The sequence below is a fragment of the Massilia arenae genome, from assembly GCF_008014745.1.
Classification (GTDB): domain Bacteria; phylum Pseudomonadota; class Gammaproteobacteria; order Burkholderiales; family Burkholderiaceae_D; genus Telluria; species Telluria arenae.
The window spans coordinates 23,871-42,912 of the sequence record NZ_VPFD01000005.1; the positions used below are offsets into that span (position 1 = coordinate 23,871).

18 protein-coding genes are annotated in these 19,042 nt (G+C 68.4%); 6 read left to right on the forward strand and 12 right to left on the reverse strand.

The window, feature by feature from the left end; genetic code table 11:
* Nucleotide 1 precedes the first annotated feature (1 nt).
* Nucleotides 2–616 carry a cytochrome-c oxidase, cbb3-type subunit II gene (gene ccoO / locus FVD38_RS06420; protein ID WP_147934056.1) on the reverse strand — a complete coding sequence of 205 codons (615 nt, stop codon included), beginning with the start codon at nucleotides 614–616 and terminating at the stop codon, nucleotides 2–4.
* An 18-nt stretch (nucleotides 617–634) separates the two neighbouring features.
* Nucleotides 635–2,095: a cytochrome-c oxidase, cbb3-type subunit I gene (gene ccoN, locus FVD38_RS06425; protein ID WP_147934057.1), complete on the reverse strand. Its 1,461-nt coding sequence runs from the start codon at nucleotides 2,093–2,095 to the stop codon at nucleotides 635–637.
* A gap of 288 nt (nucleotides 2,096–2,383) precedes the next feature.
* On the opposite strand from ccoN, the gene FVD38_RS06430 reads away from it, so the two are divergent.
* Nucleotides 2,384–2,749, forward strand: a complete 366-nt coding sequence (locus tag FVD38_RS06430) for a TraR/DksA family transcriptional regulator (RefSeq protein WP_229493460.1) — start codon at nucleotides 2,384–2,386, stop codon at nucleotides 2,747–2,749.
* Nucleotides 2,750–2,794: 45 nt separating this feature from the next.
* On the opposite strand, the gene ccoS is transcribed toward FVD38_RS06430, so the two are convergent.
* From ccoS to FVD38_RS06455, 5 genes are all read right to left on the reverse strand, one after another.
* Nucleotides 2,795–2,938: a cbb3-type cytochrome oxidase assembly protein CcoS gene (ccoS, locus tag FVD38_RS06435; protein WP_147934059.1), complete on the reverse strand. Its 144-nt coding sequence runs from the start codon at nucleotides 2,936–2,938 to the stop codon at nucleotides 2,795–2,797.
* A gap of 3 nt (nucleotides 2,939–2,941) precedes the next feature.
* On the reverse strand, nucleotides 2,942–5,392 hold the full coding sequence (locus FVD38_RS06440; protein WP_147934060.1) for a heavy metal translocating P-type ATPase: 2,451 nt from the start codon (nucleotides 5,390–5,392) through the stop codon (nucleotides 2,942–2,944).
* Nucleotides 5,389–6,162 carry a sulfite exporter TauE/SafE family protein gene (locus FVD38_RS06445; protein WP_147934061.1) on the reverse strand — a complete coding sequence of 258 codons (774 nt, stop codon included), beginning with the start codon at nucleotides 6,160–6,162 and terminating at the stop codon, nucleotides 5,389–5,391. The genes FVD38_RS06440 and FVD38_RS06445 overlap by 4 nt, the downstream gene beginning before the upstream one ends.
* A 9-nt stretch (nucleotides 6,163–6,171) precedes the next feature.
* Nucleotides 6,172–7,632, reverse strand: a complete 1,461-nt coding sequence (hemN, locus tag FVD38_RS06450) for an oxygen-independent coproporphyrinogen III oxidase (protein ID WP_229493461.1) — start codon at nucleotides 7,630–7,632, stop codon at nucleotides 6,172–6,174.
* A gap of 119 nt (nucleotides 7,633–7,751) precedes the next feature.
* Nucleotides 7,752–9,275: a methyl-accepting chemotaxis protein gene (locus tag FVD38_RS06455; protein WP_308616794.1), complete on the reverse strand. Its 1,524-nt coding sequence runs from the start codon at nucleotides 9,273–9,275 to the stop codon at nucleotides 7,752–7,754.
* Between the two features lie 204 nt (nucleotides 9,276–9,479).
* On the opposite strand from FVD38_RS06455, the gene FVD38_RS06460 reads away from it, so the two are divergent.
* A complete protein-coding gene (locus tag FVD38_RS06460) occupies nucleotides 9,480–10,703 on the forward strand; it encodes a metal-dependent hydrolase (RefSeq protein WP_147934063.1) in 1,224 nt (407 codons plus the stop codon).
* A gap of 98 nt (nucleotides 10,704–10,801) precedes the next feature.
* Nucleotides 10,802–11,197, forward strand: coding sequence for an MAPEG family protein (locus FVD38_RS06465; RefSeq protein WP_147934064.1), 396 nt, complete (start codon nucleotides 10,802–10,804; stop codon nucleotides 11,195–11,197).
* Here FVD38_RS06465 and FVD38_RS06470 read toward each other — a convergent pair.
* From FVD38_RS06470 to FVD38_RS06480, 3 genes are read right to left on the reverse strand one after another with little or no spacing between them, the layout of a single operon-like run.
* Entirely contained in the window at nucleotides 11,194–11,991 is a 798-nt protein-coding gene (locus FVD38_RS06470) for an N-acetylmuramidase domain-containing protein (RefSeq protein ID WP_147934065.1), read from the reverse strand. The two genes, FVD38_RS06465 and FVD38_RS06470, sit on opposite strands and share 4 nt — an antisense overlap.
* 17 nt (nucleotides 11,992–12,008) lie before the next feature.
* Nucleotides 12,009–13,355, reverse strand: a complete 1,347-nt coding sequence (locus tag FVD38_RS06475; RefSeq protein ID WP_147934066.1) for a hypothetical protein — start codon at nucleotides 13,353–13,355, stop codon at nucleotides 12,009–12,011.
* A 59-nt stretch (nucleotides 13,356–13,414) separates the two neighbouring features.
* Complete coding sequence (locus FVD38_RS06480) at nucleotides 13,415–14,215, reverse strand: ThuA domain-containing protein (RefSeq protein WP_222706890.1); 801 nt, start codon at nucleotides 14,213–14,215, stop codon at nucleotides 13,415–13,417.
* Nucleotides 14,216–14,414: 199 nt separating this feature from the next.
* Here FVD38_RS06480 and FVD38_RS06485 point away from each other — a divergent pair, with 199 nt between their 5' ends.
* Nucleotides 14,415–15,260 carry a universal stress protein gene (locus FVD38_RS06485; RefSeq protein WP_147934067.1) on the forward strand — a complete coding sequence of 282 codons (846 nt, stop codon included), beginning with the start codon at nucleotides 14,415–14,417 and terminating at the stop codon, nucleotides 15,258–15,260.
* A 30-nt stretch (nucleotides 15,261–15,290) separates the two neighbouring features.
* On the forward strand, nucleotides 15,291–15,758 hold the full coding sequence (locus FVD38_RS06490; protein ID WP_147934068.1) for a hemerythrin domain-containing protein: 468 nt from the start codon (nucleotides 15,291–15,293) through the stop codon (nucleotides 15,756–15,758).
* Between the two features lies 1 nt (nucleotide 15,759).
* On the opposite strand, the gene FVD38_RS06495 is transcribed toward FVD38_RS06490, so the two are convergent.
* Complete coding sequence (locus tag FVD38_RS06495) at nucleotides 15,760–16,302, reverse strand: flavin reductase family protein (protein WP_147934069.1); 543 nt, start codon at nucleotides 16,300–16,302, stop codon at nucleotides 15,760–15,762.
* A gap of 173 nt (nucleotides 16,303–16,475) precedes the next feature.
* Here FVD38_RS06495 and FVD38_RS26420 point away from each other — a divergent pair, with 173 nt between their 5' ends.
* Nucleotides 16,476–16,928 carry a winged helix-turn-helix domain-containing protein gene (locus FVD38_RS26420; protein ID WP_187271497.1) on the forward strand — a complete coding sequence of 151 codons (453 nt, stop codon included), beginning with the start codon at nucleotides 16,476–16,478 and terminating at the stop codon, nucleotides 16,926–16,928.
* Here the strand turns inward: FVD38_RS26420 and FVD38_RS06505 are convergent.
* Nucleotides 16,814–19,000, reverse strand: a complete 2,187-nt coding sequence (locus FVD38_RS06505; RefSeq protein ID WP_147934071.1) for a hybrid sensor histidine kinase/response regulator — start codon at nucleotides 18,998–19,000, stop codon at nucleotides 16,814–16,816. The genes FVD38_RS26420 and FVD38_RS06505 overlap by 115 nt on opposite strands.
* Nucleotides 19,001–19,042: the final 42 nt, after the last annotated feature.

The following is a 19,042-nucleotide window of genomic DNA, read 5'->3' on the forward strand; positions in this document are numbered from 1 at the left end:
ATCAGTTCCTCGTCTTGATCTGGGTGCCCAGCCCCTGCAGGTAGGCGACCAGCGCGTCCTGCTCGGTCTTGTCGACCAGGTCTTGCGGCGCGAGCGCGATTTCTTCGTCGGTGTAGGGCACGCCGACGCGCTTGAGCGCGCGCATCTTCGGCATGATCTCGCCCGGAATCAGCTTCGTTCTAGCCAGCCACGGGTAGCCCGGCATATTCGACTCCGGCACCACGTCGCGCGGATTATCGAGGTGGGTGCGGTGCCATTCGTCGCTGTAGCGGCCACCGACACGCGCCAGGTCGGGGCCGGTGCGCTTGGAGCCCCACTGGAACGGGTGCTCGTAGACCGATTCGCCGGCCACCGAGTGGTGGCCATAGCGCTCGGTCTCGGCGCGGAACGGCCGGATCATCTGCGAGTGGCAGCCGTAGCAGCCCTCGCGGATGTAGACGTCGCGGCCGGCCAGGCGCAGCGGCGAGTACGGTTTCAGGCCGGCGACCGGTTCGGTGGTCGACTTCTGGAAGAACAGCGGCACGATTTCGACCAGGCCGCCGAAGGAGATGACCAGCAGGACGAGGCCGATCAGCAGCCACACATTCTTTTCGATCCACTCATGGGTGAATTTCATTGCAAACTCCTGGTTTCTTTAGGCTGGGACGACGTGCTCGGCTTCGTTCACGCCGTGCGGATTCTTCGGCCCGACCGGGATCGGGACGTCGACGCTCTTGGTGCCGCGCATCGTCATCCAGGTATTCCAGGCCATCAGCACCATGCCGGTCAGGTACAGCGCGCCGCCGGTAACGCGGATCACGTAGTAGGGATACGTCGCCTTGACGCTCTCGGCGAAGGTATAGGTCAGGGTGCCGTCGGCATTCACCGCGCGCCACATCAGGCCCTGCATCACGCCGGCGATCCACATCGAGGCGATGTAGAGCACGACGCCGATGGTCGCCACCCAGAAGTGGATCTCGACCATCGCCACGCTGTGCATCTGCTTCTTGCCGGCGACGCGCGGGATGATGTAGTAGATCGAGCCCATGGTGATGAAGCCGACCCAGCCCAGGGCGCCGGCGTGGACGTGGGCGACGGTCCAGTCGGTGTAGTGCGACAGCGCGTTGATGGTCTTGATCGACATCATCGGGCCCTCGAAGGTGGCCATGCCGTAGAACGACAGCGAGACGATCATGAATTTGAGCAGCGGGTCGGAGCGCAGCTTGTGCCAGGCGCCCGACAGGGTCATGATCCCGTTGATCATGCCGCCCCACGATGGCGCCAGCAGGATGATCGAGAACACCATACCCAGCGATTGCGTCCAGTCGGGCAGCGCGGTGTAGTGCAGGTGGTGCGGACCGGCCCACATATAGGTGAAGATCAGCGCCCAGAAGTGCACGATCGACAGGCGGTACGAGTACACAGGACGCTCGGCCTGCTTCGGAATGAAGTAATAGACCATGCCCAGGTAGCCGGCGGTGAGGATGAAGCCGACCGCGTTATGGCCGTACCACCACTGGATCATGGCGTCCTGCACGCCCGAGTACACCGAGTACGATTTCATCAGCGAAGCTGGCGAGGTCATGCCGTTGACGATGTGCAGGATCGCGACCGCCAGGATGAAGGCGCCGAAGAACCAGTTGGCGACGTAGATGTGCTTGACCTTGCGCTTGACGATGGTGCCGAAGAACACCACGGCGTAGGCGACCCAGACGATGGCGATCAGGATCGAGATCGGCCATTCGAGTTCGGCGTACTCCTTGCCGCGCGTGAAGCCCATCGGCAGCGTGACCGCGGCGCACAGTAGCACCGCCTGCCAGCCCCAGAAAGTGAACGCGGCCAGCTTGTCCGAGAACAGGCGGACCTGGCACGTGCGCTGCACCACGTAGTACGAGGTGGCGAACAGGCCGCAAATGCCGAAGGCGAAAATGACCGCGTTGGTGTGCAGCGGACGCAAGCGTCCGTAGCTGAGCCATGGGATATCGAAGTTAAGCGCGGGCCAGGCCAGCTGGGCCGCGATGAACACCCCTGCCGCCATGCCGATCACGCCCCATACCACGGTCGCAATGGCAAACTGGCGCACGATCTTGTAGTTATAGTTTAGACTGCTGTCCAAGATACTCTCCTGAAATGACACGATTGAGTGACAGTCAGGAGTGTGCTTTTAGGAACCTTAAAAATCCTTGATGTGTATCAAAATGTTCCTTGATGGATAGAGTATGAGGAACGTCTGTTGCAGCCCAGTTGTGCCTGAGCTGCGACGCTTTCTTCCACGATTCCACGGGCATCGTTTTGAGACGAGTCAAGTCCAAAACTAGACGGCCCACCGTGTCCCGGAGGGCTTTTCCTCACTAACCAATAAGGAATCGCTATGCCGCCTCTTTCCCGATCCGTTCACGAAGAAATGTCCAAGCGCCTGAACGCGGCGCGTGAAGACCTGCTCGGCGCCGTCCGTGCGCGCACCACGGCCGACGACGGCGATGCCCCGTCGATCGGCCCGCTCGCGCATGAAGCGCAGGGCGACGACCGCAATACCGCCGAGATGATCGGCCACGACGAAGTCCACCTGGCCGAACACGATGCCAACACGCTGCACGAGATCGACGTCGCCCTCGGCAAGCTCGAAGCCGGCGGCGCCGGCATCTGCGAGTCGTGCGGCCGCGAGATCCCCGACGCGCGCCTGCTGGCCACGCCCACGGTGCGCACCTGCATCGAATGCCAGGACCGCATCGAGAAGGAAACCCATACCGGGCGCGGTCCGACGATGTGATCCATCGTCGTGGCGCTCGCGGGGTCGGTGGCATCGCTGCCGACCCTATCTATCGTCATCCTGCAACACGCGATAGGCCGGCCCTTCCAGATCGTCGAACTGCCCGCTCTCGGCCGCCCCAAAGAACACCCACAAGGCCACCCCCACCACCACGACGCTGAGCGGCACCAGCAAATACAAGGCTTCCATCGTCTAGTCCTTTCGCAAGCGCAGCGCATTGAGCACGACCACGGCCGAACTGGCCGCCATGCCGATCCCCGCCAGCCAGGGATTCAGCAGGCCCGTCGCCGCCGCCGGAATCGCCGCCACGTTGTAGACCGTGGCCCAGGTCAGGTTCTGGCGGATCACCGCCAACGTGCGGCGCGCCGTGTCCAAGGTATCGGCCAGCGGCGCCAGGCTGTCGCCCATCAGCACCCCGTCCGCATGCAGCTGCGCCAGCTCGGCTCCGCGGCCCATCGCGAACGAGACGTCGGCCCCGCGCAGCACCGCCGCGTCGTTGATGCCGTCGCCGACCATCGCCACGATCGCGCCGTCCTGCTGCAGGCGCCGCACATAGGCCAGCTTTTCCTGCGGCAGCTTGCCGCCGATGGCGGTCGAGATGCCCAGGCGGGCCGCCACTGCCTGCGCCGCATGCTGCTCGTCGCCACTGAGCAGGATCACGGTCTTGCCGCTGTCGCGGATGCGGCGCACCACGTCCGCGGCATCGGCCCGCAGACCATCGGCCAGGTCGAAGCGCGCCAGCCAGCCTTCGCTGTTGCCGAGCCAGACCGAGGTGGTGCCCACCGGCGCCGCCGCGCGCGCCACGCCGCCGGCCACGCCGGCAACCCAGGCAGCGCGCCCCAGGCGGTAGTAACGCCCGTCGACCCAGCCTTCGACGCCCTGTCCGACCGTAAACTGCGTGCGTTCGGCGCGCGCCGATTCGCCCGGCGATCCGATGACTGCCTCGCGGATCCCCTGCGCCAGCGGATGCGGATTGTCGGCCTCCAGCGCGGCGGCGATGCGCAGGCAGTCGAAGCCGGCCAGGCTGCCCACCGACAGGGTCTGGCGCAGCACCGGGCGGCCATGGGTGAGCGTGCCGGTCTTGTCGAACACCACGTGAGTGGCGCGGTCGAAGGTTTCCAGCGTGTGCGGCTGCACCGACAGCACGCCGCGCCGCAACAGGCGGTCGGTGGCGGCGGCCAGCGCGGTCGGCGTGGCCAGCGACAGCGCGCACGGACACGACACCACCAGCACCGCGATCGCCACCTGCCAGGCCCGATGCGGGTCGACCTGCAGCCAGGCGAAATAGGCCAGCACGGTCAGCACCAGCAGGCCGAACACGAACCAGGCCGCCACCCGGTCGGCCCACAGGGCCAGCGCCGGTTTACCCTGTCCCGCGCGTTCGACCAGCCGCACCAGCATCGCCAGCGTGCTGTCGTGGGCGGTCGAGGTCACGCGCAGCACGATGGCGCCGGCCGCATTGAGCGCGCCGCCCGGCACCAGGTCGCCCACGCCGCGGCGCTGGGTGCGGCTCTCGCCGGTCAGGAGCGCCAGGTCGACGTCGGTCTCGCCTTCGACGATCGTGCCGTCGGCCGGCGCCGCCTGGCCGGCGCGCACCAGCACCAGGTCGTCCACCCGCAGGCTGCCGGCCGTCACCAGCTCAGTGTCGCGCAAGCGCGGATCGCCGCGCAGGCGCAGCGCCGACGGCGGCAAGCCCTGCTGCAGGCGTTCGAGCGCGCCGGCCGCCTTGCGGCGCGCGCCCAGTTCGAGATAGCGGCTGCCCAGCAGCAGGAACACGAACATGGTCACCGAATCGAAGTACACATCGCCCTGCCCGGACACCAGCGCCTGCAGGCTGCCGGCGAAGGCGGCGCCGATCCCGAGCGCGACCGGCACGTCCATGCCCGGCATGCCGCGCCGCAGGTCGCGCCAGGCGCCGGCAAAGAACGGCCGCGCCGAGTACAGCACCGCCGGCAAGGTCAGGAAGAACGAGGCCCAGTGCATCAGCGCCGTCATCGTGGCGTCCATCGTGCCCTCGTCGGCCATGTACACCGGCACCGCATACATCATCACCTGCATCATCGACAGGCCGGCCACGAACAGCTGGCGGAACAGCTTCTTGCGCGCGCGCTCGAGCTGTTCGCCGTGGCGCCGCGCATCGTAGGGATAGGCGGTGTAGCCGATCGCGCGCAGGGTGCGCAAAATGCTGCTCGGGCGGCAGCCGGACGGATCCCAGCGCACGAACAGGCGCTCGGTGGCCACGTTCAGGCTGACGTCGAGCACCCCGGGCAGGTCTTGCAGGCGGCGCTCGATCAACCACACGCAGGCGGCGCAGCGGATGCCCTCCACCGTGAAGCTGGCCGAGCCATCGAAATCGCCGTCGTCGACCAGGTCGAGCTCCGGCGCATTGGCGGCTTCGAGGTCGGCCTGGGTGGCATAGGCGGTGCGGGTCGCGTAGTAGTCGGCGAAGCCGCCGTCGACAATCGCCTGGGCCGCCGCCGCGCAGCCGGGACAGCACATGCGCTCCACATTGCCGCCGATCGTGGCTTGCCAGGCGCTGTCGTGCGGCACCGGCAGGCCGCAGTGGAAGCACCCGGCGGACTGTGTGCGTGCCTTAGTAGCGCCGGCCGCGTCGCGCACCGCTTCCTTGAGGACGGCGCTCATGCCGGGCTCCCAAGGCAAAGCTCATGCATCCAGCCCGCCGGCAGTCCCCCGGCGGCGCGTGCCAGGCCCAGGATGCCGAAGGCCAGGATCGCCAGAGCGCAGCAAAGGCGCACGGTTCGCCGTGCCATCAAGGCGCGCAGGCGGCCGCCCGCCAGGCCGAGCGCGGCGAGCATCGGCAGCGTGCCCAGGCCGAACGCCAGCATCACGCCGGCGCCTCCAAGCGCCGAGCCGCTCAGCATGGCCGTCACCAGCACGCTGTACACCATCCCGCACGGCAGCCAGCCCCACAGTGCGCCGAGCGCGAACATGCGCCCACCACCAGCCCTGGCGCCGTTCGCGCGCCGCAGCAGCGGCGCGAGATGGCGCCACAATGCCTGGCCGGCCTGCTCGACGCGAGCCAGGCCGCGCCAGGCATCCATCAGGAACAGCCCCAGCGCCACCAGCATCAGGTTCGCTGCCCAATAAAAGCCTGCCTGCAGGGCCGGCAACAATGCCAGCGATGCGGCACTGCCGGCCAATCCCCCCGCCAGTGCGCCGGCCGTCATATAGCTGGCGATGCGGCCGGCGTTATAGGCCCCGACCCAGGTGAGCGACGCGCTCGCGGTGCTGCTGCGCACCGGCACCGGGAAAGCCGGTTCCCGCAAGGCCGGGGTGGGCTGGCGGGGGCGCGGCAGCGACAGCGCGCCGACGATCCCGCCGCACATGCCGGCGCAATGCACGCTGCCGGCCAGGCCGACGAGGAACACCGGAAACAGGCTGACGCCGCTCATGGATCGCCCCTAGACGGTTTGCGAGTGGCGCGGCCCCTCGCCCGGCCGGGCGAGGTAGCGGTCGAACACCATGCACACGTTGCGGATCAACAGGCGGCCCTTCATCGTGACGGTGAGCCACTCCGGCCCCACCTGCACCAGGCCGTCATCCTGCATTTTGCGCAGCGCGGCCAGCTCGGCGGCGAAGTGCTGGTCGAAAGCGATCGGGAAAGCCTGCTCGATGGCCGGGATCGACAGCTCGAACTGGCACATCAGCTTCTGGATGATCGCGCGGCGCAGCGCGTCGTCCATCGACAGGCGGATGCCGCGCTGCACCGGCAATTCGTTCTGGTCGATCAGGTCGTAGTATTCGTCGAGCGTCTTGACGTTCTGGCTGTAGGTGGCGCCCACCGCGCCGATGCTCGACACGCCGCAGGCCACCAGGTCGGCGTCGGCATGGGTCGAGTAGCCCTGGAAGTTGCGGTGCAGGCGGCCCTGGCGCTGGGCCACGGCCAGGTCGTCGTCCGGCTTGGCGAAATGGTCCATGCCGATGTACACATAGCCGGCCGCGCCGAGACGCTCGATGCACAGCTGGAGCATCTTGAGCTTGGTGTCGCTGTCCGGCATGTCTGCGTCCAGGATGCGCCGCTGCGGCTTGAACAGGTGGGGCATGTGGGCGTAGTGGTAAACCGAGATGCGGTCAGGGCTGGCCTTGATTACCTTGTCCAGGGTTTGCGTCATGCTGTCCAGCGTCTGCTTCGGCAGGCCGTAGATCAGGTCGATGCTCACCGAACGGAAACCCGCGGCGCGCGCGGCGTCGATGATGGCCACCGTCTCGGCCTCGGGCTGGACCCGGTTGACCGCCTTCTGCACGTCCGGGTCGAAATCCTGGACGCCCAGGCTGATCCGGTTGAAACCCTGGCGCCGCAGGCTGTGCACCCGTTCGGTCGAGACGGTGCGCGGGTCGACCTCGATCGAATACTCACCGCGCTCGTCAGGCGCGAAGCTGAAGCAGCGCCGCAGGTGCGTCATCAGCTCGCCCATCTGCTCGTCCGACAGGTAAGTGGGGGTGCCGCCGCCGAAGTGCAGCTGCTCGACCTCGTTCATGCCGGCGAACAGCAGGCCCTGCATCTCGACCTCGCGCTTCAGGTAAGACAGGTAAGTGGCCGCCTTGTCGCGGCGCTTGGTGACGATCTTGTTGCAGGCGCAGTAATAGCAGACGCTTTCGCAGAACGGGATATGCAGGTACAGCGATAGCGGACGCTTGCCGCGGGTGCGCACGCTGGCCACTGCGTGCAGGTAGTCGCGGTAGCCGAAGTCGGGGCTGAAGCGATCGGCCGTCGGGTAGGAGGTATAACGGGGGCCGGATTTGCCGAGCCGGGCCAGCAGGTCGCCATCGAATTCGACGACCGGATGGAGCACGATGGCGGGTTGGGACGGTGACTGGGTGGGGGCCGGCGCGGGGGACGCCGCTTGCACTTCTGCGAACATGACTGAGGTACTCCAGCTGCTGGCCACTTTGCGGAAATGCAAAGTGGCACGATTAGCTGTCAGTTTATTGATCTACTTCACGCGAATCCTTGACATGCATCAAATATGGAAGAGTTGACCTAGCCGCCGTGCTTGAACTTGAATACCGACAAGGCCAGCGACAGGCGCGCTGCTTCATCGGCCACGCTGCCCGACGACACGGCCGATTCCTCGACCTGGGCGGCGTTCTGCCGCGTGATCGCGTCCAGCTCGTTCATGGCCGCATTGACGCCCAGGATGTCCTGGGCCTGTTCGCGGCTGGCGGCGGTGATCGCGCTCATGATGGCGGCCGCCTCGGCCACCTGGTCGACCACCGTGCGCATGGTCTGGCCGGCCTGGCCGACCAGTTCGGTTCCCTCGCCCACGTGGCCGCTGGAGACCTCGATCAGTCCCTTGATCTCCTTGGCGGCGCCGGCGGTGCGCTGGGCCAGGCTGCGCACTTCGCCGGCCACGACGGCGAAACCGCGCCCCTGCTCGCCGGCCCTGGCCGCCTCCACCGCCGCGTTCAGCGCCAGTAGATTGGTCTGGAAGGCGATGCCGTCGATCAGGCCGATGATGTCGCCGATGCGGTTGGCCGAACCGCTGATCCGGTCCATGGTCTGGCCGACACGCTCGACGGCCTGGCCGCCCTGGCCAGCCACCGTGGTGGCGGCCAGCACCATGCCGTCGGCCTGCACCGCACTGTCGGTATTGCGGCCGGCGGCGCGCGCGATATTACCCAGGCTGCTCGCGGTCTGCTCCAGGCTGGCGGCCTGGGCTTCGGTACGGCTGGCCAGGTCGGCATTGCCGGCGGCGATCGCGCGGGTGGCCAGTTCGATCGAGCTGACGTTGTCGCGTACGTCGCCCATGATCGCAGTCAGGTTGATGTTCAGCTGGCGCAGCGCCAGCTGCAGCCGGCCGATTTCCCCGCCGCCAGGCGCCGGAACGGGACGCGCCAGGTCGCCGCCGGCCAGCGCGTAGACGGTCGCGACGGCATCCTGCAGGGGGCGCGCGATGCTGCGGTTGAGTTCATACCAGACCGCCAGCGAGGCCAGCACGCCGGCGCCGGCCAGCACGCGCCAGGCCGGGCCATCGGCGGCGGCTCCAAGCGCGGCCAGCAACAAGGCCTGCGCGCCCATCATCCAGCCCACACGCTGGCGCAGCGGCAGCTCGCGCACGGCGGTCAGGACGTTCAGGCGCCGGCGCCAGCCGGTGCGCACCACCTGCCCGCGCACGATGCCCAGGCCACGCGCCTGGCCGGCGCGGATCTGGCGGTACAGCCGGTCGGCCTGCCCGACCTGCTCGCGGGTGGGCGCGGTGCGCACCGACATATAGCCGGTCACGCGGCCGCGCTCCTGGATCGGCACCACGTTGGCCACTACCCAGTAGAAGTCGCCGTTCTTGCGGCGGTTCTTGACCAGGCCGGTCCAGGGTTCGCCCGCCTGCAGGGTCGCCCACAGGTCGGCGAAGGCTTCGGGCGGCATGTCGGGGTGGCGCACCATATTATGGGCCTTGCCCAGCAGCTCGCCCTCGCTGAAACCGCTGACGTCGACGAAGCTCGGGTTGACGTAGGTGATGCGGCCCTTGGTATCGGTCTTCGAGACGATCGACTGTCCCGGCTGCATGACATATTCGGTTCCGGTGACTGGCTGGTTATTGCGCACTGTGCTCGCTCCTTATTGCTTTTGAGAAATATAGTTTATTGTATTCTAACGACGAGCAAATGCGAAAAATATGACCTGCATCAAAAATGCGATGGTCCACCGTGCTATGTAACCAAGAGAATCTTGATTTGCTTCAATGTCTTGCTTTCACGGTAAACTTGTGGGATGGACAATCTCACTCACTCCCTGGTGGGCCTGGCGCTGGGCGAACTCGCCAACCGCACCCTGCCCGCCCATCCCGATCCCGATAAAACGCGCACGCGCCGCCGTGTGCTGCTCGCCACCGGCGCGCTGGCCAGCAATTTCCCCGACCTGGACCTGGTGCTGACGCCCTTGCTCGCGCCGCCGCTCGGCTATCTGCTGCACCACCGCGGCCATACGCATACGCTGCTGTATGCCCTGCCCCAGATCGCGCTGCTGCTCGGCCTGCTCTGGCTGCTGTGGCCGGGCGCACGGCGGCTGATGCGTGATGACCGCCCGGCGCGGCGCGCGGTGCTGGCCACTGCCGCCGTCGGCATGGTGCTGCACCTGTCGCTCGACTTCCTGAACGTGTATGGCGTGCACCCCTTCCACCCGCTCGATTCGCGCTGGCTATATGGCGACATGGTGTTCATCATCGAACCGGTGTTCTGGACCGCGCTCGGGATCGCGCTGGCCTTGCTGGTGCCGAACCGGGTGCTGCGCTGGCTGTTCGCGGCCCTGATCCTGGCCGCGCCGGTGCTGTTTACCTATATGGGCTTCCTGCAGTGGGGTTCGCTGGCCGGCCTGCTGATGGTGGCGGGTGTCGTGGCCGTGATGGCGCGCCGTGGCGGGTCGGCCGGCCTGGTCACCGCGATCGTGGCCTGCCTGGGCTTCATCGCGGTGCAGGGCGTGGCTGGCCACCTCGCGCGCGAGCAGATCCGGTCGGCGCTGGCCCAGCTCGAGCCGGGCAGCCGCATCCTCGACATGCCGCTGTCGGCCTTCCCCTCCAATCCCCTGTGCTGGTCGTTCGCAACCATTACCGACAATGGCGGCGCCGGCAGCTATGCGGTGCGCATCGGCGCCCTGAGCCTGGCGCCAGGCGTGAGCGACGTCGCGGCCTGCCCGGCGCGCTTTGGCGGCGAGCCGGGGGCAGCCGGGCTAGAGCGCACACTGTCATGGAAATACAAGGAAGACGGCAGCCTGGCCGGCCTGCGCGCGCTACAGCAGGATAACTGCCACTTCGACGGCTGGCTGCGCTTCGCGCGCGTGCCTTCCCTGATCGACGGCAAGGCCACCGATATCCGCTTCAGCGCGCCCGGGGTCGATAATTTCTCGACCTTGCCATATGCGGAGATGGCGGACCGGCCCTGCCCGGCGCCGGTGCCGCAGTGGGATCGGCCGCGCCAGGATCTGCTGGATGGGCGATGAACGGCGTGCGTCAAAAGTAGATCCTAAAGCAGAGCCGGATTTCACGCCCGGTAACGTATGATCGAACGCAACCGTCCCGAGACCGAACAGGAGGATTGATGACTACCGAACTTGCCCTGCTGGCCTGGACCCTGGTGCTGGCCCTGGTCCAGATCCTGCTGCCCTCCACCCTGCGTACCCAGGAGACGGGCGCGCAATACAATATGAGCGCACGCGATGGCGCCGCGCCGCCGCCGCGCCCGGTGACGGCGCGCCTGCAGCGGGCGCAGGCCAATCTGTTCGAGACCCTGCCGCTGTTCGCGGCGGCGGTGCTGATCGCCCATGTATCGGGCACGCACGGCGCCTTGACCTTGTGGGGTTGCTGGCTCTACCTGGTGGCGCGCATCGTCTACGTGCCGCTGTACGCGGCCGGCATCCCGGTGCTGCGCACGCTGGTGTGGTTGGTGTCGGTGACGGGCCTGGTGCTGATCCTGCTGGCGCTGCTGACGGCCTAGCTCGGCCGGACAGCACCGCCGTTGGCGACGGCCAGGCGCAGCTGTTCCAGCGTGGCGTCGTCCGGCTCGGCCGTAACCGGCAATCCCCGCGCCTTCTGGAAGTCGATCACCGCCATCTCGGTGCCCTGCCCCAGGATGCCGTCGATGCCGCGCGGCCGGTAGCCGAGATAGGTCAGCCAGGCTTGCGCCATGCGCACCGTGATGCTCGGCGTCCCCTTGAGCTCATACAGGTCGTGGAAGTGCGCGAGCCTGCGGTCGTAGCCATGCCTGGCATAGGCCGCGCCGTTATAGAAAAAGGCCACGCGCGTCCATTTCTTTTGCGCGAATGCCTGGCGCAAGGGAGGGTTGGCGCTGATGAAGCGCTGCGCCGCCGCCAGCTGTTCGTCTTCGCCCTCGCAAAAGCGCGCCACCATCTCCTCGGTGCTCGGGTAACCGAGACGGGTCGCGTGGTAGCCCATGACCTGCCCGAGCCCCCACGAGGCGCTGTCGAACGCGGCCTGGCGGTCCAGTCGCATCGCCCGCTCCAGGCGTGCATATTCGGCGCCGCCGCCGAGGTGGCCGCCCACCGTCGTTGCGCTGATCTCGGCATGCGCATCGTGCCTGCCGCCGGTGCGGCGGTGGAATACATGGCGTTCGAACAGGATCTTGGGCCGCCGGTCGGGCAGGAAGCCGAAGCCGCTGGTCTCGACCGCGATCAGGGCCCAGAGCGACTCGGCATCGGCCTCGAGCGACTGCTTCGCACGTTCGAATCCGGCGTTCGACAGCGGCGCCGCACCGCCTTGAAAAGCCGTCATATTCGTCTCCCAGGACACTAGGCCAGAACCAGTTGCAGGGGCCGGGCCTCATCGTCGGCGTCCACCACGAGCGTCTGCCCACCGTGGACCTCGCGGCCGCCGCGCCGACCGTGCGCCTCAACCCGGTACGGCCGTCCCGGCGCCAGCGCAAGTTCCACGCAGCCGTCCCCCGGGACGCCCACCCGGATGCCGTCCACGCTCAGGGCCGCCGACCCTGCTTCCAGGTCGTCGTCGACGCACAGGCGGATGTGGACCGGCTCGGTGGACGTATCCTCTCCGGGCCGAACGCCCAGGCGCAGGGGCTGGAGGCCGACGTCGCTGGTTCCCGGCGCCCACGCTGCCACCGGCATTGCGCCACCCTGGCCATCAACCCCAGCCGGCGCCGCGGCCGAACGGCCCGGCAGCGTGGCCCGCGGGTGCAGGCCGTTGGCGACGCCGCGGATCATCAGGAGGATCGTTTCCGAGCCAAAGCCGGCCAGGAAGGCGAGCGCCACGGCGCCGGCCTGGCTTGCGGGGTCGAGCACCTGGTAGGCCGTGATCGCGATCAGCGGGGCGGACGCGAACTGCATGATCTGGAACACCAGCTCCTCGCGCCCCTGGCGCGCATCGATCGCCGGTTCGGCCGCGGTTCCCGCGTACCCCCGTTCGGAGCGCTTCTGGATCTCGGGCACGCGCCGCGACAGGCTGACGGCCCCGCCGAACAAGGCCACGATCACGAAAGGCAACGGCACCACCACGCCGCCCGTAATGTCCGCCCGGTTGCCCGGAGAGCCGAGCAGGCATGCCTCGGGCGAGCTCGACGTGCAAGGCAGTTCGGACTGGGAACGCAGGGCCCCGCCGATGTTGACGAGCCACTGGTTGTGGGCGGGCCGGGGAGCCGTCGCGGTGTCGGCCGCGCCCGCGGCGGCGGCCGGGCGGCCCTCCTCCACCTGCGCGCCCGTCCTGGGGACGGGCCGCCCGTCAGGGTCGCAGCGCAGCTGGGCCGCAGCGTCGGCATCCGCGACGCAACCCGACACGATGCCGATCGGCTCGCTGCCGAGCGCCTGGCTCTTCACAAACGGTGGAATCATCAGGACCGCGAAGGAAGCGATCACGAAGAAATAGGCGAACCTGACCTGTTCGCGGCGCCGCGCAAGCGGGTCGCCGGTGAAGGCGTGGATGAACCAGCCGGCGGCAAAGGTAATGGTGACCAGCAGCAGGAGCTTATAGGCGTGCGGCGCAGGAGATTCGCGCAGTGCCGCGCCATCGGCGGTGCCGGTCACCAGCGCGACGAGATAGGGCTCGACGAAATAGGCGATGGCCGTGACCAGGCACATCAGCAGGAGCAGGACGGAAAAAGGCAGGCTCCAGTTTCCTCTGTACATGATGGCCTCCGAGGTCCATCCGTGTTTCTTAGGATCGCCCGAAGCGGATTTGGTTCGCGCTAGCGTGCCGCGCGCGGCCCGCCCTGGCCGGCGCCGATGCCGCGCCCGGTCGCCGCCCAGTAGATCCCGCCATACAGGTGATGCAGGAAGGCCGGATCGCGATAGGTTGCCGCCATATGCCCCATCCCGGTGTAGAAGGCGCGGCCGCCGTCGTAGTACTGGTACCAGCTGATCGGATGGAAGGCGCCCATGCCTTTGCCCACGCGGTCGGGCCAGGTCGTCTGCGGACGGTAGCTGCTCTCGTCTACGCTCAGCAGGTAGACCAGGTCTTTCGAGCGCGCCGGGCCGAATTCATACCATTCGTCGGTGAACAGATTGCGCGGCGCGAAGCGTTCCATGCCGGGGAAGTTCGCGTCCTCGACCTTCACGATCGCGGTCTGGATCGCGGGATGAACATGGAACATATGTCCCACCATCCTGGTGTACCACGGCCACTCGTATTCGGTGTCGGCCGCGCTGTGCACGCCGACGTAGCCGCCGCCGCGCCGGATGAAGCGCTCGAAGGCCGCCTGCTGGGCCTCATCGAGCACGTCGCCGGTGGTGAGCAGGAAGATCACCGCCTCGTACTTCGCCAGCTCGGCGTCGTTCATCACCCGTCCGGCGTCGGCCGTCCAGAACACGTCGAAGTCGTGCAGCTTGCCCAGTTCCTGCACCGCGGTCACGCCGGCGTGCACCGCATCGTGGTGCCAGGCCGTCGACTTGGTAAACAGCAGCACCTTGAACTGGGCGGCCTGGGCCTGTGATGCGAAGGCGAGCGTGTAGGCGAAAACGAAAGTAGCAAGCGGACGGATCATCGGCATGGACAGTCAAGGTGGCGAAGCTGTCAACGCTAATCCTTCACTTCTTGCTTGTCAACAAAACCATTCCAGCACAGGACGCCGCGATATTTCACCCCCGTTTGATCGCGATCAACCGTGCGCCTGACATGGTCCCTTGCGCGGCGTATAGTGAAATGCCGTGCGCCACGTTCCAGTCTCGCGTTCGAACGGAGTCATCACCATGTTCAAGACCATACTCGTCCATGTCGACGGCGGCCCCTGCCAGGAGAGCCGCCTGCGTGCGGCCGCGCTTTTGGCGGACACGCACGGCGCCCACCTGGTGGGCAGCGCCGCCACCGGGCTGTCGATGGCCAGTTATGCAGTGCTCAACGGCTCGATGGCCATGCCGGTCTCCAACCGCGAATTCCAGGAATTGCGCGACGCCGTCACGGTCGTGCTCGACGATTTCGTGGCCCAGGCCGAGCGCCTCGGCGTCCACGGCGCCGAGACGCGCATGGTCGAGGACGCCGACCGCGACGGCCTGCTGCTGCAGGCGCGCTATGCCGACCTGGTCGTCGTCAGCCAGGACCTCAGCCGTGATCATGGCCGCGGTCGCGCCACGACCGAACGTGGCCTGCCCCAATACCTCGCCCTGCACGGCGCCCGTCCGGTGCTGGTGGTGCCCGACACCTACCACGGCAAACCGATCCCCGGGGATGCACTGGTCGGCTGGGACGGCAGCATGCCGGCCCAGCGCGCGATCAACGCCGCCCTGCCCCTGCTGGCCCAGGCCGGCACCGTGCACCTGGCGCTGGTCAACCCAGACCTGCAATCGGGCCTCCACGGCGACGAGCCGGGCGCCGACATGGCGCATTACCTGGCGCGCCACGGGCTGAAGGTCGACGTCGCCGTCGCGCATACCCGCGCCACCGAGGGCGAGGCCCTGATGGACATGGCGCGCGACTGCCACGCCGGGCTGATGGTCACCGGCGCCTTCGGCCACAGCCGCTACCGCGAATGGATCCTGGGCGGCGTCACGCGCGACGTGCTCGACCACGCCCCGACGCCGCTCCTGATCGCCCATTGAATCCTGACCCCACTTGCCACTATTTCCGCCATGACTTTTCACCACTATCCAGGAGGCAGCGCCGGCGCCATCGGCGCCGCGATCTGCCATGCCCGCCGCCACCTGTGCGCCCGCCTGGCCGACACGGCCGACAGCAGCTGCACGCCGGACGACCGTTTCGTGCACGCCTTCCCCGCCGTCGTCACCGCGGTCGAGGTCGGGTTCCGGCACGAAGAGCTGGTCATGGAATCGCTCGACTACGAACGGCTGCACGAGCACCGCGCCGAGAATGCCACCATCCTGGCCGCCCTGCACCGCGCCATGCCGCTGGTCGAGGACGGTGACGTCACGCTCGGCCGCCAGCTGGTGGCGGCGCTGCTCGACCTGCTGTCGCTGCACCGGATCAGCACCGACCTGGCGCTGGCCACGGCGCCGCGTGCGCCGACCGGCCGCACCGGCGGGCGGGTGCCGCGCATCATGCTGCATCGGGGTGGGCACGCCGGATGGCGGTCGCGGTAGGCTACTTCAAGCCGGCGCGATTGCGCCGGATCACCTTGCCCGACACCATGAACGTGCCGTCGCCCTTGTAATGCAGGGTTTCGGGATGACGCGGCCGCGGCGCGACGCGCGCCGCCACCACTTCCCAGATGAAGAAATCATAGCGCCGGACCAGGCTGTCGTCGTGCAGCCGGCACTCGAACTGGGCGTGGCACTCGCGGATCGACGGCGCCGCCACCTGCTCGCTGGCCTCCGGCGTCAGGCCGAAGGCCGCGAACTTGTCGATCTCGGCGCCGGTGGTCGAACCGACGCCCAGCACCGCCTCGAGCTGGCGCGTGGTCGGCAGGTTGATCACGCATTCGCCGCTGGCGCGGATCAGGCCGTGGCTGTGGTTGGCGGATGAGATCACGCAACCGATCAGCGACGGACTGAATTCCATTACCGTATGCCATCCCATCACCATGACGTCGCGCTCATCGGCGTGGCATGAGGTCACCAATACCACCGGCCCCGGTTCCAGGTAACGCCGCACCTCGTGCAGCGGCAGGTCGTGCTTGCGTGCCATCCGTCCTCCGTCGTGAGCCCGTCCGTATTATCGCCCCGCCCCGGCGCGCCCGGCGTCCGCTTGCCGGCGCCGCACGCGATAGCAGAAAAGTTCTAGCGCCGGCGCGCGCCGGGGGCGGACAATCCGACAAGATACGACCCGACCCGCCGCCACCACCAGACACGAGGCTTGCCATGGATTCCGGCCCACCCGCCACCACCAGGATCGCCTTCCTCGACTTCGAGCTGCTGCTCGCCCAGCGCCTGCTGCTGCGCGCCGGCCGCCCGCTGCCGATCGGCGCGCGCGCCTACGACCTGCTGGTGCTGCTGGCCTCCCAGCCCGGCGAAGTATTGAGCAACCGCGTGCTGATGGCCGGGGTGTGGCCGAACAGGGTGGTGGTCGAGGCCAACTTGCGGGTGCAGATCGCGGCCCTGCGCAAGCTGCTCGGCGACGGCGGCTGCGCGATCGTGAACGTGGCCGGCCGCGGCTATGCCTTCACCGCAGTACCCGCTCCCCAGCTTGCCCCGGATGCTCAGGCCCCGGCAGGCGCCACCGCGTCCTGCAGCGCCTCGATCGTCGCCGGCTTGGTCAGGTGCACGTCGAAGCCCGCCGCCAGCGCACGCGCGACATCGTCCTGCTGCCCGTAGCCGGTCAACGCCACCAGCCGCAGCGCGGCGCCGGCAGCGGGTACTCCCGCATCGGCGCGCAGGGCCGCGGCCAGCGCATAACCATCCATATCGGGCAGGCCGATGTCGAGAATCGCCACCTCGGGCGACTCGACCAGGGCCAGCGCGCGCGCCTGGGCCGCGCTATGGGCCACCCGCACCGCATGGCCCAGATGGCGCAGCAGCAGCGCGCTGGCCGCGGCCGCATCCTCGTTGTCGTCGACCAGCAGGATGCGGCGTCCCGGCGCCGTCTGCGCCAGCGGGACCGGCTCGCTCGCCGCGCTCGGCGCGCCGAGCGGCAGGATCACCTCGAAGCGGCTGCCGGCGCCCGGCCCGTCGCTGTAGGCGGCGACCCGGCCGCCATGCAGCTGAGCGATCTCGCGCACGATCGCCAGGCCGAGCCCGAGGCCGCCGGTGCGCCGCGCCAGCGGTTGCGGCGCCTGGTAGAACGGTTCGAACACGCGCGCCAGCAGTTCCGGCGCCATGCCGGCGCCGTTGTCGCTCACACCCAGCACCGCCTCGCCATCCAGCGCCGCCAGCGTGACACGCGTGTCGCTGCTGCCGAAGCGGGCCGCGTTCGACAGCAGGTTGCCTAGCACCTGCACCAGGCGAGTCTCGTCACCAATCACCCAGACCTCCGGCGGCGCCTCCAGGGCGATCGGCTCGCCCGGCAGGGCCGCCACCGCGTGGCGCGCCAGTTCGGCCAGGTTCAGCGGGCGGGTCTCGATCGCCAGCTTGCCGGAGGCGATGCGCGAGACATCCAGCAAATCGTCGACCAGGCGCCGCAGGTGGGTCACCTGGCGCCGCATGACGGCGCGTTCGCGCTGGCTGCCAGATTCGTTGCGCAAGTCCATCAGGTCGAGCGAGGTCAGGATCGGGCTGAGCGGATTGCGCAGTTCGTGGCCCAGCATGGCCAGGAAGGCGTCCTTGGCCTGGCCGGCCTGGCGCGCCTGGGCCAGCGCTTCCTCGAGCGACGCCAGCAGGCGTGAACGCTCTTCTTCCTGCGCCGCGCGGCGGCTGGCCGCGGCCTCCAGCGCCTGGCCCATCTCGCGGATTTCCTTGATCCGTGACGGCGCCACCCGCACCGTGCGCGCGCTGCCCAGGGCGGCGGCGCCGGCCTGCACGCTTTCGATGCGGCGCACGATGCGCCCGGACAGCCACGAGGCCAGCGCGATGCAGGCGCTCAGCACCACCCAGGCGCCCAGCATGTAGACCGCGAAGCGCTGGAAGAAGCCGACCCCGAAGCCGGCGCTAGGGGCGCCCACCGCCACCACCCAGCCATAGCGCGGCGAGGTGGTGTAGGCGCTGATCACGTCGTCGCCCTCGAGCGCGGTGGTGGCGCCTACACCCTCCGGGCCGCCGCTCTTCATCAGCGCAATGAGCGAAGCGCTGGGTGCGCCGACCACGGTGCGTTCCTGGTCGCGCGAGCGCGCCACCAGCGCACCGCCGCCGTCCATCACCGCGATCACGGACTCGGGCGGAATCTTCTGGCGCGTGATCACGTCCAGGAAGCGGTCTGGCTGGACCACGGCGGTCAGCACCCAGGGCTGGCCGTCGGGACCGGTGACCGGGATCCGCACCGGCACCGCCGGACGCCCGCCCTGCCCGCGCGCGACGCGGCCGGCCATCGGACGACGCTCCTCCATCGCCTGGTGCAGGCTGGCCGGATCGGCGACGCGCGCCGCCGGCGCCCCGTACGGCGCCATGGTGCGAAACAGCGGACGGCCGGCGGCGTCGGACAGCACCACACCCAGCCAGTCGGGCCGCGACAGGCGGCTGGCGGTGTCGTGGAAGGCGCGCAGGTCGCCGCCGGCGAGCTGGGGACTCTTGGCGATGCCGCTCAGGGCGGCCACGGTGGCGTCCAGTTCGGCGTCGACGGCGCTCGACAGCGCGCGTGCGTGGCCGATCATCATCCTTTCCTGTTCCTGTTCCAGATACAGGCCGGCGCCGTGGATGGTCCAGGCACCCAGCAGGACGAGCGGCAGCAGGCCGATCGCGGTGAGCAGGATCAGGAGGTGTCGAAGGGACAGGACGGGTCCGGCAACGGCGCGCATGGGTGTTCCAGAAAGGAAACTCCAATTATAGGATGAGCTGGC

Bases quoted from the DNA above. Each gene is read 5' to 3' on its own strand.
- ccoO (WP_147934056.1), bottom strand. From the start codon at position 616: ATGAAATTCACCCATGAGTGGATCGAAAAGAATGTGTGGCTGCTGATC.
- FVD38_RS06430 (WP_229493460.1), top strand. From the start codon at position 2,384: ATGTCCAAGCGCCTGAACGCGGCGCGTGAAGACCTGCTCGGCGCCGTC.
- ccoS (WP_147934059.1), bottom strand. From the start codon at position 2,938: ATGGAAGCCTTGTATTTGCTGGTGCCGCTCAGCGTCGTGGTGGTGGGG.
- FVD38_RS06440 (WP_147934060.1), bottom strand. From the start codon at position 5,392: ATGAGCGCCGTCCTCAAGGAAGCGGTGCGCGACGCGGCCGGCGCTACT.
- FVD38_RS06445 (WP_147934061.1), bottom strand. From the start codon at position 6,162: ATGAGCGGCGTCAGCCTGTTTCCGGTGTTCCTCGTCGGCCTGGCCGGC.
- hemN (WP_229493461.1), bottom strand. From the start codon at position 7,632: ATGTTCGCAGAAGTGCAAGCGGCGTCCCCCGCGCCGGCCCCCACCCAG.
- FVD38_RS06455 (WP_308616794.1), bottom strand. From the start codon at position 9,275: ATGCAGCCGGGACAGTCGATCGTCTCGAAGACCGATACCAAGGGCCGC.
- FVD38_RS06460 (WP_147934063.1), top strand. From the start codon at position 9,480: ATGGACAATCTCACTCACTCCCTGGTGGGCCTGGCGCTGGGCGAACTC.
- FVD38_RS06465 (WP_147934064.1), top strand. From the start codon at position 10,802: ATGACTACCGAACTTGCCCTGCTGGCCTGGACCCTGGTGCTGGCCCTG.
- FVD38_RS06470 (WP_147934065.1), bottom strand. From the start codon at position 11,991: ATGACGGCTTTTCAAGGCGGTGCGGCGCCGCTGTCGAACGCCGGATTC.
- FVD38_RS06475 (WP_147934066.1), bottom strand. From the start codon at position 13,355: ATGTACAGAGGAAACTGGAGCCTGCCTTTTTCCGTCCTGCTCCTGCTG.
- FVD38_RS06480 (WP_222706890.1), bottom strand. From the start codon at position 14,215: ATGCCGATGATCCGTCCGCTTGCTACTTTCGTTTTCGCCTACACGCTC.
- FVD38_RS06485 (WP_147934067.1), top strand. From the start codon at position 14,415: ATGTTCAAGACCATACTCGTCCATGTCGACGGCGGCCCCTGCCAGGAG.
- FVD38_RS06490 (WP_147934068.1), top strand. From the start codon at position 15,291: ATGACTTTTCACCACTATCCAGGAGGCAGCGCCGGCGCCATCGGCGCC.
- FVD38_RS06495 (WP_147934069.1), bottom strand. From the start codon at position 16,302: ATGGCACGCAAGCACGACCTGCCGCTGCACGAGGTGCGGCGTTACCTG.
- FVD38_RS26420 (WP_187271497.1), top strand. From the start codon at position 16,476: ATGGATTCCGGCCCACCCGCCACCACCAGGATCGCCTTCCTCGACTTC.
- FVD38_RS06505 (WP_147934071.1), bottom strand. From the start codon at position 19,000: ATGCGCGCCGTTGCCGGACCCGTCCTGTCCCTTCGACACCTCCTGATC.